General features: G+C 38.3%; 16 protein-coding genes and 1 other RNA gene. 7 read left to right on the top strand and 10 right to left on the bottom strand.

Annotated elements, in window-relative coordinates; all coding sequences use genetic code 11:
• Positions 1-178 precede the first annotated feature (178 nt).
• The 3 genes from dnaQ to nudC all read left to right on the top strand — a co-directional run bounded on the left by dnaQ (position 179) and on the right by nudC (position 4,129).
• Positions 179-1,600: a DNA polymerase III subunit epsilon gene (gene dnaQ, locus M2R48_RS06270; RefSeq protein ID WP_262085455.1), complete on the top strand. Its 1,422-nt coding sequence runs from the start codon at positions 179-181 to the stop codon at positions 1,598-1,600.
• 127 nt (positions 1,601-1,727) lie between these two features.
• A complete protein-coding gene (locus tag M2R48_RS06265; protein WP_262085454.1) occupies positions 1,728-3,371 on the top strand; it encodes a chemotaxis protein in 1,644 nt (547 codons plus the stop codon).
• Complete coding sequence (gene nudC, locus M2R48_RS06260) at positions 3,371-4,129, top strand: NAD(+) diphosphatase (protein ID WP_034614261.1); 759 nt, start codon at positions 3,371-3,373, stop codon at positions 4,127-4,129. Before M2R48_RS06265 ends, nudC begins: the two co-directional genes overlap by 1 nt.
• Before the next feature lie 42 nt (positions 4,130-4,171).
• Here nudC and M2R48_RS06255 read toward each other — a convergent pair whose 3' ends face one another.
• The 4 genes from M2R48_RS06255 to M2R48_RS06240 all read right to left on the bottom strand — a co-directional run bounded on the left by M2R48_RS06255 (position 4,172) and on the right by M2R48_RS06240 (position 7,251).
• The gene (locus M2R48_RS06255; protein ID WP_034614258.1) at positions 4,172-5,074 is read right to left on the bottom strand and encodes an alpha/beta hydrolase; all 903 of its coding nucleotides are present in this window, start codon (positions 5,072-5,074) and stop codon (positions 4,172-4,174) included.
• A complete protein-coding gene (locus tag M2R48_RS06250) occupies positions 5,058-5,765 on the bottom strand; it encodes a BON domain-containing protein (protein WP_004819975.1) in 708 nt (235 codons plus the stop codon). The genes M2R48_RS06255 and M2R48_RS06250 overlap by 17 nt, the downstream gene beginning before the upstream one ends.
• A gap of 105 nt (positions 5,766-5,870) precedes the next feature.
• Positions 5,871-6,287 (bottom strand): YraN family protein, encoded by a 417-nt coding sequence (locus M2R48_RS06245; RefSeq protein WP_262085453.1) that lies wholly within the window; start codon positions 6,285-6,287, stop codon positions 5,871-5,873.
• A gap of 13 nt (positions 6,288-6,300) precedes the next feature.
• Positions 6,301-7,251 (bottom strand): penicillin-binding protein activator, encoded by a 951-nt coding sequence (locus M2R48_RS06240; protein ID WP_262085452.1) that lies wholly within the window; start codon positions 7,249-7,251, stop codon positions 6,301-6,303.
• A 10-nt stretch (positions 7,252-7,261) separates the two neighbouring features.
• Here M2R48_RS06240 and rsmI point away from each other — a divergent pair, with 10 nt between their 5' ends.
• Complete coding sequence (rsmI, locus tag M2R48_RS06235; RefSeq protein WP_262085451.1) at positions 7,262-8,107, top strand: 16S rRNA (cytidine(1402)-2'-O)-methyltransferase; 846 nt, start codon at positions 7,262-7,264, stop codon at positions 8,105-8,107.
• 374 nt (positions 8,108-8,481) lie between these two features.
• On the opposite strand, the gene M2R48_RS06230 is transcribed toward rsmI, so the two are convergent.
• The 6 genes from M2R48_RS06230 to M2R48_RS06205 all read right to left on the bottom strand — a co-directional run bounded on the left by M2R48_RS06230 (position 8,482) and on the right by M2R48_RS06205 (position 14,523).
• Positions 8,482-8,733 (bottom strand): hypothetical protein, encoded by a 252-nt coding sequence (locus M2R48_RS06230; protein WP_004722066.1) that lies wholly within the window; start codon positions 8,731-8,733, stop codon positions 8,482-8,484.
• A gap of 175 nt (positions 8,734-8,908) precedes the next feature.
• Positions 8,909-10,147 (bottom strand): FAD-dependent monooxygenase, encoded by a 1,239-nt coding sequence (locus M2R48_RS06225; RefSeq protein ID WP_262085449.1) that lies wholly within the window; start codon positions 10,145-10,147, stop codon positions 8,909-8,911.
• The gene (ubiH, locus tag M2R48_RS06220) at positions 10,144-11,355 is read right to left on the bottom strand and encodes a 2-octaprenyl-6-methoxyphenyl hydroxylase (protein WP_034614245.1); all 1,212 of its coding nucleotides are present in this window, start codon (positions 11,353-11,355) and stop codon (positions 10,144-10,146) included. The genes M2R48_RS06225 and ubiH overlap by 4 nt, the downstream gene beginning before the upstream one ends.
• Positions 11,356-11,662: 307 nt before the next feature.
• The gene (locus M2R48_RS06215; RefSeq protein ID WP_262085448.1) at positions 11,663-12,217 is read right to left on the bottom strand and encodes a GNAT family N-acetyltransferase; all 555 of its coding nucleotides are present in this window, start codon (positions 12,215-12,217) and stop codon (positions 11,663-11,665) included.
• 27 nt (positions 12,218-12,244) lie between these two features.
• Entirely contained in the window at positions 12,245-13,567 is a 1,323-nt protein-coding gene (pepP, locus tag M2R48_RS06210; protein WP_262085447.1) for a Xaa-Pro aminopeptidase, read from the bottom strand.
• Between the two features lie 323 nt (positions 13,568-13,890).
• A complete protein-coding gene (locus M2R48_RS06205; protein WP_004819950.1) occupies positions 13,891-14,523 on the bottom strand; it encodes a UPF0149 family protein in 633 nt (210 codons plus the stop codon).
• 64 nt (positions 14,524-14,587) lie between these two features.
• Between M2R48_RS06205 and M2R48_RS06200 the strand changes: the two genes are divergently transcribed.
• From M2R48_RS06200 to ssrS, 3 genes are all read left to right on the top strand, one after another.
• On the top strand, positions 14,588-15,139 hold the full coding sequence (locus M2R48_RS06200; RefSeq protein ID WP_004722081.1) for a hypothetical protein: 552 nt from the start codon (positions 14,588-14,590) through the stop codon (positions 15,137-15,139).
• Positions 15,140-15,141: 2 nt separating this feature from the next.
• The gene (locus M2R48_RS06195) at positions 15,142-15,426 is read left to right on the top strand and encodes a cell division protein ZapA (RefSeq protein WP_004819948.1); all 285 of its coding nucleotides are present in this window, start codon (positions 15,142-15,144) and stop codon (positions 15,424-15,426) included.
• 100 nt (positions 15,427-15,526) lie between these two features.
• Positions 15,527-15,708: non-coding RNA, 6S RNA (gene ssrS / locus M2R48_RS06190), on the top strand.
• The last annotated feature ends 86 nt before the right edge of the window (positions 15,709-15,794 follow it).

The raw sequence follows: 15,794 nt of genomic DNA, 5'->3' as shown, positions 1-15,794 counted from the left end.
TTGCCATTTTAGTAGAGCTAAACGCGCTTACAAGGCAAATTTTGAATGCGAATTGCATACAAATGTTACAAGAAATTAAAAAAATCTCAGTTCATGCGTAGAAAACGCCGATTTGCGTATACAATAAATTCTTAAACCACGATGTTCAACTCTTAATTCACTTTCATTGGTTATTACTATGTCACAAACAATCACACTTTATGTCGATGGTGCTTGTAAAGGCAACCCAGGTCCTGGTGGCTGGGGCGCTTATATCATCACTGAAACAGAAGAACATAAGTTGTGTGGTGGTGAACTTGATACAACCAATAATCGCATGGAACTTACCGCAGCCATTGAAGGGATCGCATTTTGCCCAACCGAAGCAAAATTAGTACTTTGGACCGATTCCAACTATGTAAAACGTGGTATTACCGAATGGATTGAAGGGTGGAAAAAGAAAAACTGGAAAGATGTAAAAAACCCAGATCTTTGGAAAAAACTCGATCAAACCTGCCAAGGTCGCGAAATTGAATGGAACTGGATTAAAGGACATGCAGGACATGCAGGCAATGAAATGGCAGATCAATTGGCGAATTTAGGTACACAGCAAATTCTCGACGCAAAAAAAAACACCACTGCGCCAACCAAACTGACTGAACCTATGGCAGTGGCTGACGATAAAAAAAAACATGAAAAAGACTGGCTGCTTGACGATCCCTTTGGATTTGACCTGATTGAATCAGATGAAATGATAGAATCGGAAATTAGCCCTCAGCAGGATGTCATGCCAGCTCATGAAATTGAGATGGAAGAACCATCTAACCAAGATATCAATGAAAATGATGAGCCAGCAATGAGCCAACCCGCAATGCGAGATATTCATCCACAAATTGTGATTACACCTGCGACGGTCCAGTTACATGGCCCTAAACAATTTATTCTGGATACCGAGACCACCGGTTTCTATTATCAGGACAGTGACAGAATTGTTGAAGTTGGCGCAATTGAAATGGTCAATCGTAAACTGACTGGCAGTTCGATTCATATCTATATAAATCCAGAAAAACCAGTTGGCGATTCAGAAGCCATCCATGGTATTACCGATGAATTTTTAAAAGATAAGCCAAAATATAGTGAAATTGCGCAAGTTTTATTTGACTACTTAAAAGGCAGTGAAATTATTGCGCATAATGCAAGCTTCGATATGAACTTCTTAGATATGGAGTTCAAGCGCAGTGGTCTACAGGCACTCTCAGAAGTATGTGAAGTGACTGATACCTTGGCGATGGCGAAAAGCAAACATCCCGGACAAAAGAACTCTTTGGATGCCTTAGTTCGCCGTTATGAAATTCCGCAACGAGATCGTACTTTCCATGGTGCCTTACTCGATGCTGAAATTTTATCTGATGTTTATCTTGCCATGACAGGCGGCCAAGTATCCTTTGACATGGATGCTCTTTCTGCACATACTGATCAGGCGCAAAGAAATACAACTCGGAAAAAAATTGAAATCAATGCCCCAATCATTTTGCCTTCAGATGAAGAATTAGAAGCACATGAGAACTGGGTCAAACAATTTCAAGAAAAACATGGGGAAGCCTGCATTTTTGCAAAATAAAATTTGAAATTGATGGCTATTTTTTCTGTAAAGATGGTCTTCTTCGGCTATATTAAAACTTAGAAAATTAGCCTCATTTTGAGGCTATGAAATAAAACATTCAGATACCCAGGATAGGTGCAGATCAATGTCTTACCAAACCTCTATACATTTTGATCCGACAGCATTACTTATTATTAAAAAAGAAGTCGATAATTCAATTTTACAGGTAGAATCTGCTGTCAGTAGTTTAGTTGAAGACCAAACTTTACCCTTCGGTATTGATGATGCTTTGCTTCAATTTGAACAATGTGTAAATGTGCTGATGCTGATTGATATGCCGCATGTTGCTAAAATTGCGCAACTCTCAGCAGCGGTGATGCGTAAAGTGATGCAAAACCCACATGAGATCAATACTCAAGAAGTCATCGCTTTGAGTGAAGGCACCACCATGCTCAAACGCTATATTGAGTTTATTTGCCTTCGTGAAGTCAGAGCACCACAATTTTTGCACGACACTTTAAATCGCTTAGAACTTTCTTTAGGTCTAGAGCTGACACCAGAGGGTCAAGCGATTATTCCACTGCTCGACTGTGTAACACCGAATTTTAACTTGCCGCAATCACCTGAGTTAGAGCATTCAGTGTCTGTACATAAGCTGTATAAATTGTGCTTACACAAGCTGCTCAAACAGCAAGAAACAGATTTAGATTTACAAGGTATCAAACTGGTTGGGTCTTATTTGGCAAATGCAGCCAAAGGCCAAGCAAGTGAGCAATATTGGGCTTTGGTTTCAGTTGCTTTAAATCACATTGAAAACATCATTCTCAATGACACACGCCTCAGAACGTTAATCAGTATTGAAACCAATATGTCTTTATTCTTTAAAGACCTAAGTGGATTCAATCCATCTTTATTAGATACAGCCAATATCCTAAGTATTTGTATCAGCCAAGAAGATGAAATATCACAACACATCCGCGAACAGATTAATGTTGGCGAAGATATTCTGACTGACACACAATTACAAATATTCAGCCGCCATTTATATGGCCCTGATTTTGAAACCATTCATAGTGTGAGCCAACTGATTACGGACGAAATGTCGCAAATCCGTAATGATATTGAGTTTAACTACAAAAATATGAGTGATGAAAAAACGCAAGAATTGAAAAGCAAACTGACCGATCTTGCACATGTATTTAAAGTCTTGAATCTTAATGAAGCCTATAGCGGACTGAAACAACAGGCTGACCTACTGTCTCAAGACAACATGCTCAAAGATGAAAATTATGCGCAACAATTGATGAATAGTATTTTATCAGCGATGAATTCGATTGGTATCTTAGAGCGTAATTACACATCGAGTCGTTTACAGTTAAAAGTGAATAACTTGCAGATTTCATTAGATCGTCTAGATGAAGCACATGCAGCATTATTGACTGAGACCAAAGCGCTGGTTGATTTAAGCTCACAAACATTGGTGCAATATTTACAAGATCCTCAAAGCACAAGTTTAGACCAACTTCCATCACAATTAAGTGAAATTGGTGGTGCGCTATTGTTCCTTGCAGCAAAAGATGGTCAAAAAGCATTGCTACTCTCTGCGGAGTTTATTCAAACGGGTCTTAACAAAGAACATGTGTTTAACCTTGCGCAAGTCAATAAGCTGCTGGATGTTTTAGCCAGTGCAGACATGATGATTGAAAATCTACAAAATAAACAACCTGTTTTACAAGCCATGTTTGATGTAGCATTAACAAGTAGTCAAAATTTAAAATCGGTAGCCTAATGTCAGAATTATCACTTGCATATATCTTTCACCATCAACAACTTTTAGTGGATGAAAATTTACAACTGCCTAAAGTTGAAAAGTTAGCAAGTGATATCAGCTTTAACTCGGGTGATCAGATTATTGCCCGAGATCTTTTTATCGAAGATCAAATTCCAGCGGGATATCAACTGATCCCGATTCGTCAATTGATTTCACAATGGACCAAATCTGAGTTTGAACAAGCCAGTCGTGCAGTACAGTTGCTAGAGTGGCGAAGAAATCATAAGTTTTGTAGCCACTGTGGTCACGAAACCGAGGTTCATCCCACTGAATATGCTATGGTCTGCCCTAGCTGTCGTTATCATCAATACCCACGTGTACAACCATGTATTATCACCGTGATTACTCGTGGCGATAACGAAATTCTATTGGCAAAAAATGCCAAGAATAAAAGCAAGATGTATGGTCTTATTGCGGGTTTTGTTGAAGTCGGTGAAACACTGGAAGAAGCGGTTAAAAGAGAAACATTGGAAGAAGTTGGCCTACATGTCAAAAATGTACAATATTTATCAAGCCAACCTTGGCCTTTTCCAAGTAATCTTATGCTGGCCTTTAAGGCAGAATATGAATCTGGTGAAATCGTCTTGCAAGAAGAAGAAATTAGTGAGGCTCAGTTCTTTAAGTTTGATCAGTTACCCGAAACACCTTTTAGTGGCAGTATCGCCCATGCCATGATTGAACATGTGATTCACAATAGACCAATGCATAAAGACTGATCTTGATTGAGACATGTTTAAATGAAAAATGCCTAGCGATTGCTAGGCATTTTTCATTGCTTCATTTAAAACCTTAATAATTTCAGGTCGGGTTTTATAAAATCGACTAAACAGACTTGAAACACTGCCCATAATTGAAATATGCCCAGTTTTAGGAATCGTGTAAATTTCACAATGATTGCCTTGTTCAAGTAATTGCTGTTTAAAATCTAAAGAGTTTTTAGCTTTAACAATCTGATCATTTTCTGCCAAGAACAAATAATGCTTTACCTCATTTTTTTCAACAAAATAATACGGCATTACTTGTTGATAAGGGATACTTTGATCAAAGGCATTTTCGGCTAAAGCATCGCCTTTATAATCGAAATGATAAGGTCCAGCGATTCCAATCAAAGCTTTAATATTTTGTTTGATGGCCAGTTGGTAGTGCTTAGGATGATAAAGCAAAGATGCAATATTAAATGCGCCTGCTGAATGCCCCATCAAGGCAATTTTATCCATTGAAATACCAAAACGTGCTTGTTGTTGCTCCAAATAATTCAATGCAACAGCAAGATCATCAATATAGCTTGGAAATTTATGTTCAGGTGCCAAATGATAGTTCAGCACTGCCACGTTATAGCCAAAACGGCTAAACGCCTCACCTACAAATTTATAAGCACTTTTATCCCCATGACTCCATGCCCCACCATGAACAAAAAGAATCAGCGCATTTTGTTGCTTTTTATTAGAAATATATAGATCTAAACGTTGTCTCGCCTTTAAGCCATAGGCAATATTATGCTGAATGGAATAACCCTTTTTAGGGGTCAAGCCATTAATGGTAATACTGCCTAAATCGTATAAACGAAAATCTTGATAGTGCGATTTAAATTGAGATTTTAGGTGTTCAAACTGCTTTCCAAATCTAACTTTTAAAACTTTTAACCTATTGTTGAATAACATTATTGTTTGGCTCTGTAGCATTAGGATCAATCGCAACAGGTGTCTGTACATCAGGTTGTTGCTGTACATTATTTACCACAGGTGCTGTGAAAGATGAAGTTTGGACTGAATTATTTGCTTGTTCGATGTTATCAATCAAGGTCACAATTTTAGTCACATTTCCAACTTTTTGTAAAACATCATTTAAATCTGCAATTTCAGCATTGTTTAAACGACCTAAAACATACAACACGCCGTCTTCTGTATGAATCAAGACTTTATTGTCTGAAACCACAGGCGCTTTCATCACTAAACCACGAGTATTCACAGTGACTGATGCATCTTGCATGATGGTGCTATAACCGATTTGATTGCCTACAGTCAGGTAATTATGGACTGCTTTTACATCGCTCATTGCTCGTAGATTATCTTCTGCCAACTGTTTTAAATGTGCATCTGGCACTTGCCCTGTCAGTAACACATTGCTATGAAAACTATTAATATTGACACGAGATTGCTTAAATCGAGCATCCAACTTATACAAGTTGATTTTCGCAGTTCGCTCAATAGAAGAATCAATAAACACTTGTCCTAAAGATCGAACACCACTATCTGTTCCCACTGGTGAAGAACCAGTACCACCTGAGATAAAACTCGCGCAACCAGACAAACTTGCTACACACATCATGGTGATGACAATACGTTTTAACACTCAGCAAGACTCCTATTAATTTCAGCCTGCTAAACAACCCATTTAAACGTCGTTAACATGCTGGAAAATATATTTATTTTTGAAATAACCGTACATAAATTTCAGTCACAGATTAATCAAGTCTGCATCTAAAGTAAATGCATTTTCAATCCAAGATTGATCATAAGAGATTTTACTGAGTTCTTGCTGTACGTTTTTTGCAATTTTATGATGTAAATCAAAACCAATCACATCGAAACGGCAATAATATTGTTCATATTGTGGATGTTCTTGTAAAAACTTAAACGCCGTTTTAATCATTTTTTGTTGTTTTGATTGATTTACCGTTTCAAAAGCATGCCCCATCTGTGTTGGAGTTCTTGCTTTCACTTCAACAAAAATTAACTCTTGTTTAGACTGCGCAATAATATCTATTTCACCAAAGCGCGAGAAATAATTCAATTTTACGATCTCGTAGCCATGTTGAAGCAGTAATTTCACTGCTTCTTGCTCCGCCCATTGTCCTAAATTATTTTTTGCCATGGGAAACCTGTCATCACAAAGGCACTAAATTATTTTTTGAGCGTTCAAAACATTGCGGAATACGTTCAACACGATTGCCATCAATTTTAATTTTTCCAGTGCGCCCATTAAAGGTTAAGCTTTTTACATTCGGATCCAAAACAAATTGCTCAGCAATATGCCAAGCATCTCCACCAAAGGCATATAAACGCTGATACGGTAACGAGGTCGGTTTATCTTTATAGGCTTTGACCACATCATCCCATTCGGCGATATATAAGGCTGGAACATCACAGAATTTCATCCCTTTAGGCAAGGCCTTTTTTTCATCAACGGCAATGGCTTGGGTATAAATTTTCTTCTTCTGCAATTTGGGAAAACTGGTCAACCATTGGTTTGAACCTAACAGTAAAATACCCTCTCGATCCGAAATCGACTTTGGCACATGCTCTACAGGATCAACTTCACCCATATAATTGGCAAATAATGCATTTAAAAAGTTAATAGATTCTGCTTCTGTGCCTTTTTCACGCACCACATAAAGTTTGCTGACTTTATCATGCTGGATATAGTCAAGCAGTGCCAAAGCATCGTCATTTTTAGAAAGGCTATATTGCCAAACACTTTTATAGCTTGGATAAACTTCATTAAGTGCCAATACAGGTACTTTAGGCTTTAAATTAATTAAAGCCTCAACATCAGGCCGAGCCAAAGGCCCAATAATCATTTTAGTCTTTTTATTGACGTGCTGTTTTAACAGCGCTTTGATGGTCTTTTGATCTGAATCGACAAATTTTAAGGGTATTTCATTCTTTGAGGCCTGCGCGGCACTTAATATTCCTTGTTTAATACTCAAACCCGCTCGCGACATAGGGCCTGTTTCAGGTAATATAACCAGAATTTCTGCGTGAACTTGGATTGTAAATCCAACCATTCCCAACACAACCACTCTTTTAATACTGTTCAACACTAACTTATTCTTCATGGAGACCTTTATGAGTGCTCAATTATTCGTCGTAGCGACCCCAATTGGGCACTTAGATGATATGACTTTTCGTTCTATTGAAGTTTTAAAGTCTGTTTCTGTTATTGCGGCAGAAGATACACGTCAATCTGCTCAATTATTAAAGCACTATAATATCTCAACTCCGCTCACAGCGTGTCATGATCACAATGAAAGTAACAAAATTGATATACTTATTGAAAAATTAAAAACTGGTCATAATATTGCACTGGTCAGTGATGCTGGTACACCATTGATTAGTGACCCGGGTTTTAAATTGGTCCGTGCCGCTCAGGAAAATGGTATCCGTGTCATTCCTGTACCGGGTGCATGTGCTGCTATTGCTGCGCTAAGTGCGGTGGGTTTACCCAGTGATCGTTTTAGCTTTGAAGGCTTTTTATCGTCAAAACAATCGCAACGATTGATTCAATTAGAAAAATTAAAACATGAATCACAAACCATGATTATCTATGAAGCACCTCATCGTATTTTAGATAGTGTCAAAGATATGGCTGATGTTTTTGGCGCAGATCGACCTGTTGGTTTTGCACGTGAAATTACCAAAACATTTGAAACGATTAAAAAGATGACTTTGGGCGAGTTGGTGACATTTATTGAAAATGATCGCAACCAGCAAAAAGGTGAAATTGTTTTAGTTATTGGTGGTGCACCAGATGCCAAAGATCAAGATGTGGAACAAGAGAAGTTAGATCAACTTTTAAATCGCTTATTACAAGATTTATCAGTCAAAGCGGCATCACAACTTGCTGCGGATCTAACTGGCATCAAAAAGAAAATCGCCTATCAACGTGCTTTAGAGCTGACTAATCAACAATAATTTTATTTCTTGAGTTGAGAAATGCTTATAAACGCATTTCTCAATCTGCTTTTCTACAAGTGACTGATTATTATGGTCGCTTTTTAACCACCTTAATCTTTTAAAACACAATAAATTTTAACCATGCACTGATCAATCTGACACGTATAAAAGCTGACATAGAAAAACAAATAATCAAAAGTACAACATTCCTAATAATTTAATCAGTCATACACTTAAAGCAAGCAGCAAGGATCCATAAAAATAAAATAGTTCATTAAAAGTTCAAGTAAAAAGTCATAAACACTAAAACTTTTTAAGATTGAGATTTAAACATCTAAAAATAGACAGTATTCCAACCAAATTTAAAAAAGCACCTTTCGGTGCTTTTAAAATCAATCTTTAGCAGATTCATCTGGTGGAACTTCGGTAATTCTCCCACCACGCGCTAAAAATGCAGCGACTTCATCTTCCAACGCTTCACGCTGTCTTTTTTTCGCTGTCACAGTGAGTGTTTCAGCTTCAGCTAAATCTGTATCTGAAACTGTAGAATCACTTGCCGCAGCGCCTTTTTCAGCCGCTTTAGCTTCATCATCGTCTACTGCATGATCTTCTGAATTATCATCATAATCATTTGTATCTGTCATCTTTAACTCCCCATCAATGACGTCAATGTACCATCCGAAAAATGGTGATGTTTTACAGAGAAATGTATCAAGCTCTTCGCCATTCGACTAGTATCTAGATACACAAAATCGTGTTTTTTTTCATCAAATTCGTAATGTTGTTTAAATGATTGGTTAAAAAATATCAGAAATCCAATTAAATGGTATATTGCGTGCTTTTTAAAGTTGCCAGCCCATTGGCTTGTGACATAAATTGATCTTTTAAAAATGGCATATTTTCAACTTGTTTTAAGCCAAAGTTACGCGCCCAAACCAATGGAAATATTTCCGCAGTTTCTAAAAAACCAATCATCGACATGCTATGCATCATGGCATCATTTTGCCCTTTGCGTTGGTGTTCATAACGCTTTAAGGTTTGTTCATGTGCCCATACGCCACGCTGTTTATCTTTAAGTAATACATCACATAGAATAGCAGCATCTAAACACCCGATATTTACGCCTTGCCCTGCCAAAGGATGAATTACATGTGCTGCATCGCCAATCAAGGCGAGCCCATCTTTTACATAACGTTGTGCCGCACGCGCCTTAAGTGGAAATTGAGCCCGAGGTGTCGCTTCAATGATCTTGCCCAACATATGGTGACTTTCACGTGTCAGTAATTCACAAAAATCAACATCATCTAAGCGCGCATATTCTTCTGCATAATCATCAGGTAAGGTCCAAACGATTGAAATCCAGTGTTCAGCTTGTTCTGGCTTTAAACTGGCCATCGGTAAAAAAGCCAACGGACCAGTCGAATGGAAAATCTGACGAGCCACATATTGGTGTGGTTGTGTGGTACGAATCGCGCAGGTCAAACCTGCCTGTTGATAATCTAAAACATCAAGATCGATAAATGCTTGATCACGAACAAATGAGTTTGCACCATCTGCACCAATCACTAACTTGGTCTTTAGCTCAGTCCCATCTGCAAGTTTAATGATCCAGCAGCCTACACCCTGCTCTACTCGCACAACTTTAACTTGAGTACGATAATCTTGCAGTTGCTCCAACATTTCCTGTTGGATGGCAAGGTTTAATAAACTTGGTTCAACCATTGAACCTAAGCTTTGCTCAGCTGTGGGAAAGTTTTCTGAGGCTTGCCCAAAGTTAATTTCACCATAGCCATTTTTATTCCAGACTTGCATGCCTGTATAAGGCATTTGGCGAGCGATTTTTTCCCACACATTCACCGTTTTTAACAAGTGAATCGTGGCTTGGCTCAGCGCTAAAACCCGCGGATTAGCAACAGCTAAAGTCTTTTCTGCATCTAAAATAGGGGCTGCATCTAAAACAGTGGCTTGTACACCACCTTTTGCTAAAAGTAATGCGGTTAAGCCACCCACCAAACCACCACCCACAATCACCACATCTAACATATCTTGCTGTGTCATGCTTTTAATCCCATCGCATAATTGGCAACCAAAGGCTTAATCCCCGGAATCACATCAAAAGCCACCAAGCCAGTATTACGCAATAATTTTAAAACTGGATTTTGATTACTAAATCCACGTACTACAGAATCACAGAATTTAATCACACGTTGCTGATCAGTTAAGCGAGATTGTTCATAGGCCTTTAACATCTCAGGTTGTCCAATATCATCAGATTGCGCAATTTGGGTTGTGATATAACGCATCAGCACATCTGCATCACGCATACACAAGTTAAAACCTTGTCCAGCGACAGGATGAATCGTATGTGCAGCATTACCCATCAAAATTACCCGACCCACCGCTTGTTTTTCAGCAAGCACTTGTGCCAATGGGAAGCTAAAACGTTTACCTGTTTTTTGGAATTTACCTGCACGATCACCATAAGTTTGCTGTAAAGCATCGAGGAAATGTTGGTCATTTTCATCACCTAACCATTCATCTTCTGTGCCTTTTTTCACTGGCCAAACCACTGAACGGCGACATTCCCCCGGCAATGGAAGCAATGCCAATGGACCTAAATGGCTAAAACGTTCAAAGCCCACTTGATGATGTGGTTTAGAGGTTTGTACTGTTGTGACAATTGCCACCTGATCATAATCATGTACATCCACACCAACACCTAAAGCTTGGCGGCAGAAAGAATCACGACCGTCTGCAGCAATCAACAGTTTGGCTTTAAGTGAATGGGTATATTCTTCACCACGATTGGCTTCAACATATACATAGTCACCCTCTTGTTTTAGTGAGGTGACTTGTACACCGTCAATCAATTCAATTAAAGCTTGCTGGCGAACTTGAGTCAGTAGTACACGGCCTAGCCATGCATTTTCAATCACTTGCCCAAAACTTTCGACTTTTTCTTGATCTGCAACTAAACGTGCTTTACCAAAACTGCCTTGTTCAGTGATATGTACTTCTAAAATAGGAGTCGCATGTTCTTGCAAAGCATCCCAAAGACCGAGTTTTTGATAAATTTGCACGGTACGACGTGATAGCGCGGTATTTCGTGCATCAAAACTGGAATGATAGGGTGCAAGATTGGCATCATCATAATTTGGATATTTCACAGCCTCTAAAAGCTTTACCGCAATATTGGCTTTTGCCAACATCAGAGCCAAGCTCAACCCAACCATTCCACCGCCGACGATGATGACTTCTTGTTGCATGCTTTTATCCTTTCTATATGTGATTCAGCGTACTGAATACTTATAATCTTGATTGATTTCATATTACATCAAGCAAAGTTATTTTTATATTGAAATAGGAAATTGTTGGCTGTATTTGTACTGAATCAATACGCTATTTTTAACATAGGTATGAAAATTAAAAATTCTAGCCAAGAATTAAGCATGTTATTTAGCTCGACCGATATGGCACCTTAAAGGTATTGTTTAAATATGCAGCATCAATAAAAGTACTGACTCATTACTTGAGTATTGTTATTTGTGAACTTACTTGACTAACATCTATTTTTTAATTTATTTCAATCATAAAACCCACACAATCTCTCTTATTATCTCCCAAAGCTGGAAATATAGCCCAATGCTTTAATAAGGTTGTTTCAGTAAATCCTGTTTCAATCAGAACGTTTCGTGATTTCACATTTTCTGCATCACAAAAAGTCTCAATTCGTTTAAGCCTACTGTTATTTTTTAAATAGACAATGACAGCAGTGATTGCCTCTCTCATAAAGCCTTGCCCTTGAAATTTACTTCCAAGCCCAAAATGAATTTCACCGTGATCTCCTTTGTGAATAAACATCACAAGCCCCATGGCTAAATTAGTTTTACGCTCGCCAATAATCCAAGCAAAATCGTTATCATTATTTTCCCATTTTGTACCACTCCAATTTTCAAACATACACTTGGTTTGCTCAATATTGACATGTGGTCGCCTTTGTAAGTATTTCGAAGACTCCCTGTCTCCGCAATACTCATGAAAAAGTGGAATTTCATCACCTTCAACAAACTTGCGTAGAATCAAACGACTTGTTTCTACTGGCTTAGCTAAAACGGTGTAAGTATCCATACATACTCACCTTTTCAAATTAAAAACTTATACTGACTTTGCCATCAACGCTTCAATGTCTTCAATCGACTTCACCACATTTTTGGTCAAGACCAATGGCCCCTGTTCAGTTGCAACCACATCATCTTCAATCCGGATACCAATACCACGCCATTTTGCATCCACTGTTTCATCATCAGGTGCGATATATAAACCTGGTTCTACAGTAACAACCATACCCTGCTCATAGCTACGCCATTGACCATTTTCATCTTTATATGCGCCAACATCATGCACATCCATACCAAGCCAATGCCCTGTACCATGCATATAAAACTGACGATAGCGTTCAGATTCAATAATTTGATCAACATCACCTTGCATAATACCAAGATTGACCAAACCTTCCACCATGATCCGTACTGCAACATTATGCGGTTCTTTATAAGAATGACCGATTTGAATTGCATCTATCGCAGCAATTTGTGCATCTAAAATAATTTGATATAGCGCTTTTTGTTCAGGGCTAAACTTACCATTTACAGGAAAAGTACGGGTGATGTCTGAGGCATAGCATTCATACTCAGCAGCCGCATCAATCAACACCAAATCACCATCTTTTAACGGTTGGTTGTTCTCAACATAATGTAAAATACAGCCATTTTTCCCACCACCCACAATGCTGTTATAGGCAGGAACACAACCACTCTGACCAAAGATATAATTCAACTCAGCTTCTAAAGCATACTCCATCATGTCAGGATGAACTTTTTGCATGGCACGCGTATGCGCATCTGCACTGATATTTGAGGCGATTTGCATCAATTCAATTTCTTGATCGGACTTATGCAAACGCATTTCATCTAAAATTTGATCAAGTTGAATCAACTGCGCTGGAACGCCAAAACCACGTCCAGATTCATTGGCTTTGGTGATCCAAGTACTGACCTTGGCATCAAAATCTGCACGTTGACCAATACGATAGAATAATTTTTCTTTATTTAAAATTTTAGCAATAATTTCTTCGTCAAGCAGATCAATCGCATAAGCTTCATCTGCTTCATAATCATCAACCGCACCATCAATTCCAGCGCGGTAACCATTCCAGATTTCCATTTCACGATTACGTTCACGACAGAACAAGCTATAGATATATTCCTCACCAGTTTCATCTGTCTCTATGACTGCAATTGCTTGTGGCTCTGCGAAACCGGTTAAATAGAAAAAGCTACTATCTGCACGAAACTTATAATCAGCATCTCGGTTACGCATGACTTCTGGACTGGTTGAGATAATTGCAATGCTATTGGGACCCATTTGTTCAGCGAGGCGGTCACGACGTTCCTGAAAATCTGCTTGAGTTAATTTCATTCTCTATTCAGCTTGTATTTCAGATGATTAATTTGGAAGAAGCTTTAACTTACAATTACGCTTAGATGAATGCAAATACTGATGACTCAATATTTGCATATTTTAAAATAATTTTATTATTTCTCTCGTTCTGCGCTCAGTTGCGACAACAGAACAAGCAAATTACTCCAAATTAAAAAAATTTAACCCTTTACATCACGACTTTATTCAACTTCGATGTTTTTAAAGTGAATAAAAAGCACGGTAAAGGGCGCTGTAAAACTGGCTGCTCATCAAACATAGATGTTCTTAAAGTTTAAGTTTCTTAGCTTTTTTTCTTAGTTTTAGCTTGGGCGATGTGGAGTAAACATCTCTACAACATTGTTACTTTCAGAAGCATCAATTGCTTGTTTCATTTTGCTATGAAAATTTTGCAATAAAGGGCTTTCAGATACTGGAACTTTTTTCCGTCCCATTGATAATGACACAGGGATCAAGCGTACAAATTCATACAACTCAAGATAGCTTGCTTCACCCTCATCATCGTCATCTGATTCATCAAACTCAACAGACGCGACATCTTGTAAACTTTCAATGAGTTCTTGCTCATCTGCGCGAATATGCCCAGAAGCCAAACCAAAGCCAAGCACAACCCCTGCACACCAATCTGCCAGTGATTGCACACGCTCAGCCAATGTATGCTCATCATCTGGAAGCATTGGAAGATAGTCTAAATCATCGTCTGAAAGTGCATGTGATACGTCCTCGGCTTCATCAGACAATAGTGCAAGCGCTTCATCGTCTAATTTTGGCACATCAAGCGTAGATAAAATTTGTAACCATTCATCTCGAGTCGGAACTTCAGTAACACAAACTATACCTGTCAGTAAGCCATGTAACTCACTCGGGCTTGAAATTTCCTCAATCCCCTCAAAATTTTGATTCCAATCTGACCAACCTGAAATATCGTCTTGCATTCGTTTATCCAATCTCTATACTTCTGTATATATTACCTTTGATTGCAAATCTGTGCGACCCGTTATGTTAGAACAATTACAGCGTCTACAGACGCATATTGGTGTTTTAAAAACACGAATTGAAACTGTTGAGAAAGAAAATGCATCGCTGTTAAAAGAAAAGGATAACAGCGAAGAGCAATCTCATGCTCAAATTAGCCATAAAAATAGCATTATCACCCAAAAACAAGATGAAATTGATACGCTCACTGAGCAACTCTCTCAGTTACAAAATCAGTTTCAACAGCTCAATACAGATGCCACATCTTTAGCAGAGCGTTATGGGCGTTTGGAAAAAAGCTGTACCGATTTAAAAAATCGTTTTCAGGAAATTTTGGCTGAACGTAATGAATTGCGTGTGGTTAAAGAAAAAATGGCAAATGAACAGCGCCATCACTTACAAGACATCAAAGGTCTTCAAGATGAGCGTGAACGTTTAATTCAAAAAAATGAACATGCCAAAACAAAAGTGGAAGCCATTATTCAACGCCTTTCGATTTTAGGGACTGAACAAGATCATCATGCGCAAGAAATCCAACAGCTTGCTCATCCATCAGAGTCGAATGAGGAAGTATGAGTATGACTGAACATGTGACTGTAGAATTACGCTTAATCGAGCAAAGTTTTCGTTTAGGCACCACAACAGATAAGCAACCAGAACTCGAACGTGCTGGTCGACTCTTAAATGAAAAGTTTCAAGAATTCCGCCGTAAAGCCCCCAATGTTGAACACAATAAATTGGTGATCATGGTGGCTTTAGAACTGATGCAAGAAGTTTTAGGCATGAATAAATCGTTACAAGAATATGCACAATGCGAACGTTTATTAGCGACCATGTTAGAAGATGTTGAAAAAGCGGGATAAACCGCTTTTTTTTCGTGCAATTGATTGGTTTTTTTATGCTGTATTTATAAATTATGAGCGTTGGTGATTTGCCACAATCTCCAAATTATGTATACTTAATACAACTCTAGGGTGTTCGCCAGTACGTCTATTCCCCTGCCGATACTTAAACTTATGGATGTGTTCTGTATATTTTGAGTGTATGCCCACCTTGAGTGGGAAACCCATTAAGTGTACGTCGCGTCCACCTTGAACTCATCGGGTTCAGGGTAACGACCATGCAGCGGCATCTCTGGAGTGTTTTATTTTCAAATTCTTATAAAATTATAAATATATGTTGAATATACCTTTAATTCCATTTTCAAAAATATAGCCCTATAGGTTATAGC

Origin of the sequence: Acinetobacter sp. I-MWF (assembly GCF_025433935.1) — a bacterium.
In the GTDB taxonomy this organism is placed as follows: Bacteria; Pseudomonadota; Gammaproteobacteria; order Pseudomonadales; family Moraxellaceae; genus Acinetobacter; species Acinetobacter guillouiae.
This window is presented reverse-complemented; position numbering and strand designations above follow the sequence as displayed.

Coding starts and splice junctions, on each gene's coding strand:
- M2R48_RS06200 (WP_004722081.1), top strand. CDS start 14,588: ATGTTAGAACAATTACAGCGTCTACAGACGCATATTGGTGTTTTAAAA.
- M2R48_RS06240 (WP_262085452.1), bottom strand. CDS start 7,251: ATGAAGAATAAGTTAGTGTTGAACAGTATTAAAAGAGTGGTTGTGTTG.
- M2R48_RS06205 (WP_004819950.1), bottom strand. CDS start 14,523: ATGCAAGACGATATTTCAGGTTGGTCAGATTGGAATCAAAATTTTGAG.
- M2R48_RS06255 (WP_034614258.1), bottom strand. CDS start 5,074: ATGTTATTCAACAATAGGTTAAAAGTTTTAAAAGTTAGATTTGGAAAG.
- M2R48_RS06230 (WP_004722066.1), bottom strand. CDS start 8,733: ATGACAGATACAAATGATTATGATGATAATTCAGAAGATCATGCAGTA.
- M2R48_RS06215 (WP_262085448.1), bottom strand. CDS start 12,217: ATGGATACTTACACCGTTTTAGCTAAGCCAGTAGAAACAAGTCGTTTG.
- M2R48_RS06195 (WP_004819948.1), top strand. CDS start 15,142: ATGACTGAACATGTGACTGTAGAATTACGCTTAATCGAGCAAAGTTTT.
- rsmI (WP_262085451.1), top strand. CDS start 7,262: ATGAGTGCTCAATTATTCGTCGTAGCGACCCCAATTGGGCACTTAGAT.
- M2R48_RS06245 (WP_262085453.1), bottom strand. CDS start 6,287: ATGGCAAAAAATAATTTAGGACAATGGGCGGAGCAAGAAGCAGTGAAA.
- M2R48_RS06225 (WP_262085449.1), bottom strand. CDS start 10,147: ATGACACAGCAAGATATGTTAGATGTGGTGATTGTGGGTGGTGGTTTG.
- ubiH (WP_034614245.1), bottom strand. CDS start 11,355: ATGCAACAAGAAGTCATCATCGTCGGCGGTGGAATGGTTGGGTTGAGC.
- dnaQ (WP_262085455.1), top strand. CDS start 179: ATGTCACAAACAATCACACTTTATGTCGATGGTGCTTGTAAAGGCAAC.
- nudC (WP_034614261.1), top strand. CDS start 3,371: ATGTCAGAATTATCACTTGCATATATCTTTCACCATCAACAACTTTTA.
- M2R48_RS06265 (WP_262085454.1), top strand. CDS start 1,728: ATGTCTTACCAAACCTCTATACATTTTGATCCGACAGCATTACTTATT.
- pepP (WP_262085447.1), bottom strand. CDS start 13,567: ATGAAATTAACTCAAGCAGATTTTCAGGAACGTCGTGACCGCCTCGCT.